The organism is Cupriavidus sp. SK-3 (assembly GCF_000611145.1).
GTDB lineage: Bacteria > Pseudomonadota > Gammaproteobacteria > Burkholderiales > Burkholderiaceae > Cupriavidus.
Genome location: NZ_JFJV02000131.1, coordinates 1 through 5,363, shown reverse-complemented (window position 1 = coordinate 5,363; position 5,363 = coordinate 1). Strand labels below are relative to the sequence as shown.

At 68.7% G+C, this 5,363-nt stretch carries 3 protein-coding genes and 1 pseudogene; 1 reads left to right on the top strand and 3 read right to left on the bottom strand.

The window, feature by feature from the left end; all coding sequences use genetic code 11:
• Positions 1–99: 99 nt before the first annotated feature.
• The 3 genes from CF70_RS14150 to CF70_RS14140 all read right to left on the bottom strand — a co-directional run bounded on the left by CF70_RS14150 (position 100) and on the right by CF70_RS14140 (position 4,873).
• Complete coding sequence (locus CF70_RS14150; RefSeq protein ID WP_051648430.1) at positions 100–3,126, bottom strand: c-type cytochrome; 3,027 nt, start codon at positions 3,124–3,126, stop codon at positions 100–102.
• Complete coding sequence (locus tag CF70_RS14145; RefSeq protein ID WP_035865449.1) at positions 3,123–3,629, bottom strand: (2Fe-2S)-binding protein; 507 nt, start codon at positions 3,627–3,629, stop codon at positions 3,123–3,125. The genes CF70_RS14150 and CF70_RS14145 overlap by 4 nt, the downstream gene beginning before the upstream one ends.
• Before the next feature lie 89 nt (positions 3,630–3,718).
• Positions 3,719–4,873, bottom strand: coding sequence for an FAD-dependent monooxygenase (locus tag CF70_RS14140; protein ID WP_035865447.1), 1,155 nt, complete (start codon positions 4,871–4,873; stop codon positions 3,719–3,721).
• A 379-nt stretch (positions 4,874–5,252) separates the two neighbouring features.
• Between CF70_RS14140 and CF70_RS36010 the strand changes: the two are divergent.
• Positions 5,253–5,363 (top strand): annotated as a pseudogene (locus CF70_RS36010) (Asp/Glu racemase); the annotation flags it as partial.

Below are 5,363 nucleotides of genomic sequence, written 5' to 3'. Positions count from 1 at the left end.
GGGGGGGGGGGGGGGGGGGGGGGGCGGCGGCAAGGTGGCTTGCCGCAAAAATTGACGGATCGGTGGCCTCAGGCCGGCCTGATTTTGTTCAGTGCCTGCTTAATGAGATGGGGCTGCGCGCAGCCGCGCGAGCGTGTCGTCCACGTTTTCCCATGCGGGTTTGTCGGGGGCGAAGCGGGCGCGCAGGTAATGCACCAGCTGCGTCAGTTGACGGTCGTCGAGGCTTTCCCCGAAGGCCGGCATATAGCCCAGTTCGCTTGCCGCCGGCGTGGGAATACCGTCGAGCAGCACGCGGATCAGGTTGTCGGGCTTGTCGCCGTGCAGGTTGGTATTGAGCGCGAGCGACGGCTTGATGCCGAACTGCCTGATGCCCTGGTCGCCCTGGTGGCAGACCGCGCAGGCATTCTGGTAAAGGCGCGCGGCAGGGCCGCCAAGCGCACGCGCCGCGTCGGCGCTGCGCTGCTCGAGCAACATGGCTTGCGCGCTTGCCGCCGCCGCATCCGGCCCGGTCTCGCCGAACGACGCCACATAGTGCGCGATGGCGCGCACATCGTCCTCCGGCAGCAGCGCCAGTTCTTCCACCACCGGCGCCATCGGTCCGGCGGCGGCGCCATGATGCGGCGCGTAGCCGGTGCGCAGGTATTCAAACAGCGATTGTTCCGTCCACGGCACCGGCGCATGCGAGAGCTTGCCCAGCGCGGGCGCCTCCCAGCCTTCGGCTTCGCCGCCGCCCAGGTAGAGGCGGCCGCCGCGTTCGGCACCGAGCGCATTGCGCGGCGAATGGCAGGCGCTGCAATGGCCCAGGCCCTCGGCCAGGTAGGCGCCGCGGTTCCACTGCGCCGAGCGGGCCGGATTGGCCTCGAAGGGCTTGGCGCGGTGGAACAGCAGGTTCCATCCGGCCATCAGCGGACGCAGGTTGTAGGGGAAGGCCAGCGCGGTCTCCGGCGCCTTGGCGCGCACCGGCTCGGCGGCCATCAGGTAGGCGTAGAGCGCCTGCAGGTCGCCATCGCTGACCTTGGCGAAGGCGGTGTACGGGAACGCCGGGTACAGGTGCCGGCCATCGCGATGAATGCCCTGGCGCATGGCGCGCTCGAACGCCGCGTAGGACCAGTTGCCGATGCCGGTCTCGACATCAGGCGTGATGTTGGTGCTGTAGATGGTGCCGAACGGCGTATCCAGCGCCAGCCCGCCGGCATTGCGCACGCCGTTGGGTGCGGTGTGGCAGACCGCGCAGTCGCCCGCGGCGGCCACCAGCCGGCCGCGTTCGATGGTGGCGGCGGAATAGAAGCCGGCTTCGGGCGGGACGACCGGCGCGATCGGCGCGCGCCACGGCATCGCGGTGGCGAACAGGCCGACGGCGGCGGTGGCGCCGGCCAGCAGCCAGTTGCGCTTGCGCGCGGCGCCTCGCTGGTTGGTGCCATCGGCACTGCCCTGCGCGGCAAGCGCAAGGCGGATACGTTCGCCGCTGAACGGCGGCTCGCGCAGGCGCACGCCGGTGGCGTCGAAGATGGCGTTGGCCACGGCGGGCGCGGCGGGCAGGGTGGCTGCCGCGCTGGTACCCAGCGTGGTGGTTGCCGCACCGAGCGCGCCGGCAATGCGTACCTGCGGCAACGGCGCGGCGGCGAGCGCGGGCAGGCCGGCGTCGTGCCGTGCAGGCAATGCCGGTGCCGCTGCGGCCGGCCAGCTGTCGAAGCTGCCGCCGGCGATGAGTTGCTGCGCCGCCCGCGCGGCTTCCTGCTGCAAGGCCAGGGCGTTGCCCGCGCCTTGCTCCCCCGCATCGCTGTCATGGCCAAGCGTGACGCCGGTCACGCTGACCTCGCCGGTGCTGGCATCGACTTCGACTTCGGCCACCCAGGCGGACCAGCTTTGCACGGGCTGGCCCGCGTTGGCTTCGCCAGCTTCGATGGTGCTGGCATAGGCAAATCCACGCCCGCGCCGTACGTTCTGGTTGGCTTGCGTGCGTTCGCCGCGCGGCTGCCAGTTGGCTTGCGCCGCGACCCGGCGCACCAGGCCGGCTCCGCGCGCGTCGTCGAGGTGCCGCAGCCGCAAGGCCACCGGATCCTGTGCGCTGGCCGCCGCTACCTCGTCCACGTGCGATTCATGCGCGAAGACATAGGCCCTTGCCGTCTGGGCAGGCGTGCCTGCGGCGCGCGGCAGGCCGGGCGCGCCGGCCTGCGTCACGCTCAGGCTGGCGAAGCGGTAGGGCGGCAGGATGGCGTCGCCCCTGGATTCGTCGCTTGCGCCGGATGCATCCAGGTCAATCTCGACGACCGGCGCCGGCGTGCCGGTCAGCCAAAGCGCAAGCGGCGGGGCCGCCATCACGGCCGCGCTGCCGCGCGCATCGACAGCCGCATTGACTGCGTAAGCCGCGATCTCGCCGTCGACCGTCCATGCGCTCTCGATATGGGTATTGACCTGTGCCTGCGTGGCGCCCAGTTCATGCGCTTCGACGCGCATCCGGACCGTGCCGCCGGCGGCCTGCGCCAGCAAGGCGGCATCGGCAGCCGCATGATGGGCGTACTGCGCATCTTCGCCGGCGCGGTCGTTGTCGCCGTCCATGGCCTGCCAGCACACCAGCGTGATGCGGTCTTCGCCGACGCCTAGCAGGGCCGCCAGTTCCGTGCGCAAGGCGCCGGGGTTGCGGCTGGGCAGCCAGACGCGCAGCGCGCCATCGCGCCAGTCGGCGACGGCGGTGCAGCCTGCTGGTTGCAGCCCGGAGAGCGGCCATTGATAGCCTTGCGCGCTCCGGCCCGTGGCGTGCGCCATGGCCTGCGTGGTGTCACCGTGCGCGGCAAGCAGGCGGCGGGTGAGCGGCGCGCCGGGGTCCACGGCTTTGGGGGGCGCTTGCCAGCGGGCGCGCAGCACGCCGGCTGCCTGCGCGGCCTGCTGCGCCGTGGCGGCGGCAATGCCCAGGAAATTGCCGCGCCGCACTACCGAAGCAACGCCGGGCAGTGCGCGCGCAGCGGCTTCGTCGCATCCAAGCAGGCGTGCGCTGCGCAGGCTGCCTGCGTGCCATTCCAGCACGGGAGGGCGTATCACGTGGCCCGCCAGCCATTGCCGCTCGGGCGGCGGCTGCCATGCCGTCACGCTGTCCTGGCCGATCACGAGCTGGTCGCGCCCGCTCATGGCGTGCCTTCCGGGGCAGCGGCCTGCCGCAGCAGCACGGCGGCGCGCCGGACCGCGCGCAGGATCTCCACATGCGTGCCGCAGCGGCAAAGGTTGAAGCGCAGTGCCTCGCGGATCTGCGCCTCGTCGGGGTCCGGGTTTTCCGCCAGCAGGGCCTTGGCGGTCATGATCATGCCGTTCAGGCAATAGCCGCACTGCGCCGCCTGTTCGTCGATAAAGGCCTGCTGCACCGGGTCGGGCTTGCCCGGCGCGCCCAGCCCGTCGAGCGTGGTGATGGCGCGCTGCGCCACCGCTTTCACGGGGATCACGCAGGAACGCGCCGCCACGCCATCCACCAGCACCGTGCAGGCACCGCACTGCCCCAGCCCGCAGCCGTATTTAGGACCGTTGCAGGCCAGGTCGTTGCGCAGGATATAGAGCAGCGGCGTGCCGGGATCGACCTCGGCATCGAGCTGGTATGTGGTCCGGTTGACCCGGAGGCACAGGGGGCGGGGCGTGTTCATCGTGGGGCTGGGGGCGTTTTAGAACATCACTCGCGTGGCCGGGCGCCCGTTTTTTTTTGGGGCGCCCGGCGGTCTTGCCGGGACGTGGCTCAGGCTGCGACGGCCACGCGCCCGGCTTCCACCAGTGGCACGCTGAACACATCGTAACCGAAGCACCAGTCCGGGTTCTCGTTGGTGCGCAGCCACGTGTTGTTGTGCGAAACCAGTTGCACCTTGCTGGCGCGTTCGGCACGGTTGGCCTCGTACAGTGCGAAGGCGGCACCGAAGTCCGATACGCCGGTCTGGTCCAGGCAGCGCGCCAGCATGGCGGCGTCCTCGATGGCCATCGCCGCGCCCTGTGCCATGTGCGGCTTCATCGGGTGGCAGGCATCGCCGAGCAGCACCAGGCGGCCGCGGCTCCACACCGGCAGCGGATCGCGCTCCAGCAGCGGCCACTTGGTCACTTCCACGGTGCCTTCGATCAGCGATTGCACGCCTTCATGCCAGCCGTCGAACGCGGCGCGCATTTCCTCGATGCTGCTGGGCAGCCAGCTCTTGCTCATGTCCCAGGTGGGCTCGGGCACACCGGTCACGTAGTAGATCTCGTCGAGCTTGCTGGTGTCGAAGTAGACCATCATGTGACGGTCGTCGGACCACCACTTGGTGCAACGTTCGTGGGTGAAGCCTTTCACGCGCGAGATCGGGAACACCGCGCGGTGCGCCACGTAGCCCGTGTACTTGGGCGGCTCGGCGCCCAGCAGGGTTTCGCGGATGCGCGAGTTCACGCCGTCCGCGCCGATCACGATATCGGCCTCATCGACGGTGCCGTCGGCAAAGCGCAGGCGCACCACATGGCCCAGGTCTTCCACGCTGGCCAGCTTCTTGTCGAACAGCAGCGTGCCGGGCGCCACCGCTTCGGTCAGCAGGGCATGGAAGTCGCCACGGTGCACGGTCAGGTAGCTCGCGCCATAGTGCGACAGGGCATAGTCGCCAAGCGGGATCTGCGCGATCACTTCGCCGCTTTGCCAGTCGCGGCTGTACCAGAAGTCCGGGTGGCAGCCCATGTTGTTGAGCGCATCCTCCAGGCCGATCCTGCGCATGACCTTCATGACATTGGGCCCGACGTGGATGCCGGCGCCCAGGCGCGAAAACGCCGGCGCCTGCTCATACAGCCTGACTTGATGTCCGGCGCGCTGCAGCAGGGCGGCCGCGACCGTCCCTCCCAGTCCGGCGCCGATCACTGCGATGCGTGGTTTGCCTTGCACGATGTTTCTCCTGGCGGTGTGATGTGGGTCTGAACAGGCCGTCTGGCCAATCGGTGAATCGAGTGTACACACGAGAAATTTGCTTGTAAAGAAATGACATGCCACCCCTATGGAAAACCCTGATATCAAAGTGGATGAGCCGATTCAATGCCAGTTAAGCGTGAAAATACGCACCATTCAAGGGGTTGATTCATTAAGCAGGCACTGAAATCGTGCATATTCCTTCAGTCATGGTTTTGTTGTGCAAATAGCATGTGTACACTACAATCGTTCGCAGGCTACGGAGACCATTGAAGGCTCCGGGCCAGCCGTGCAGGGCGTCGCCGCGAAGACGGGCGCCAGGGCGGGTGGACAGAACACATAGATGACGGAGTCGACAGTGCAGAAAATTTTCCGTATCGGCCAGATCGTGCCGAGCTCGAACACCACCATGGAAACCGAAATCCCCGCGATGCTGCAGGCGCGCCAGCAGGTGCGGCCCGAGCGGTTC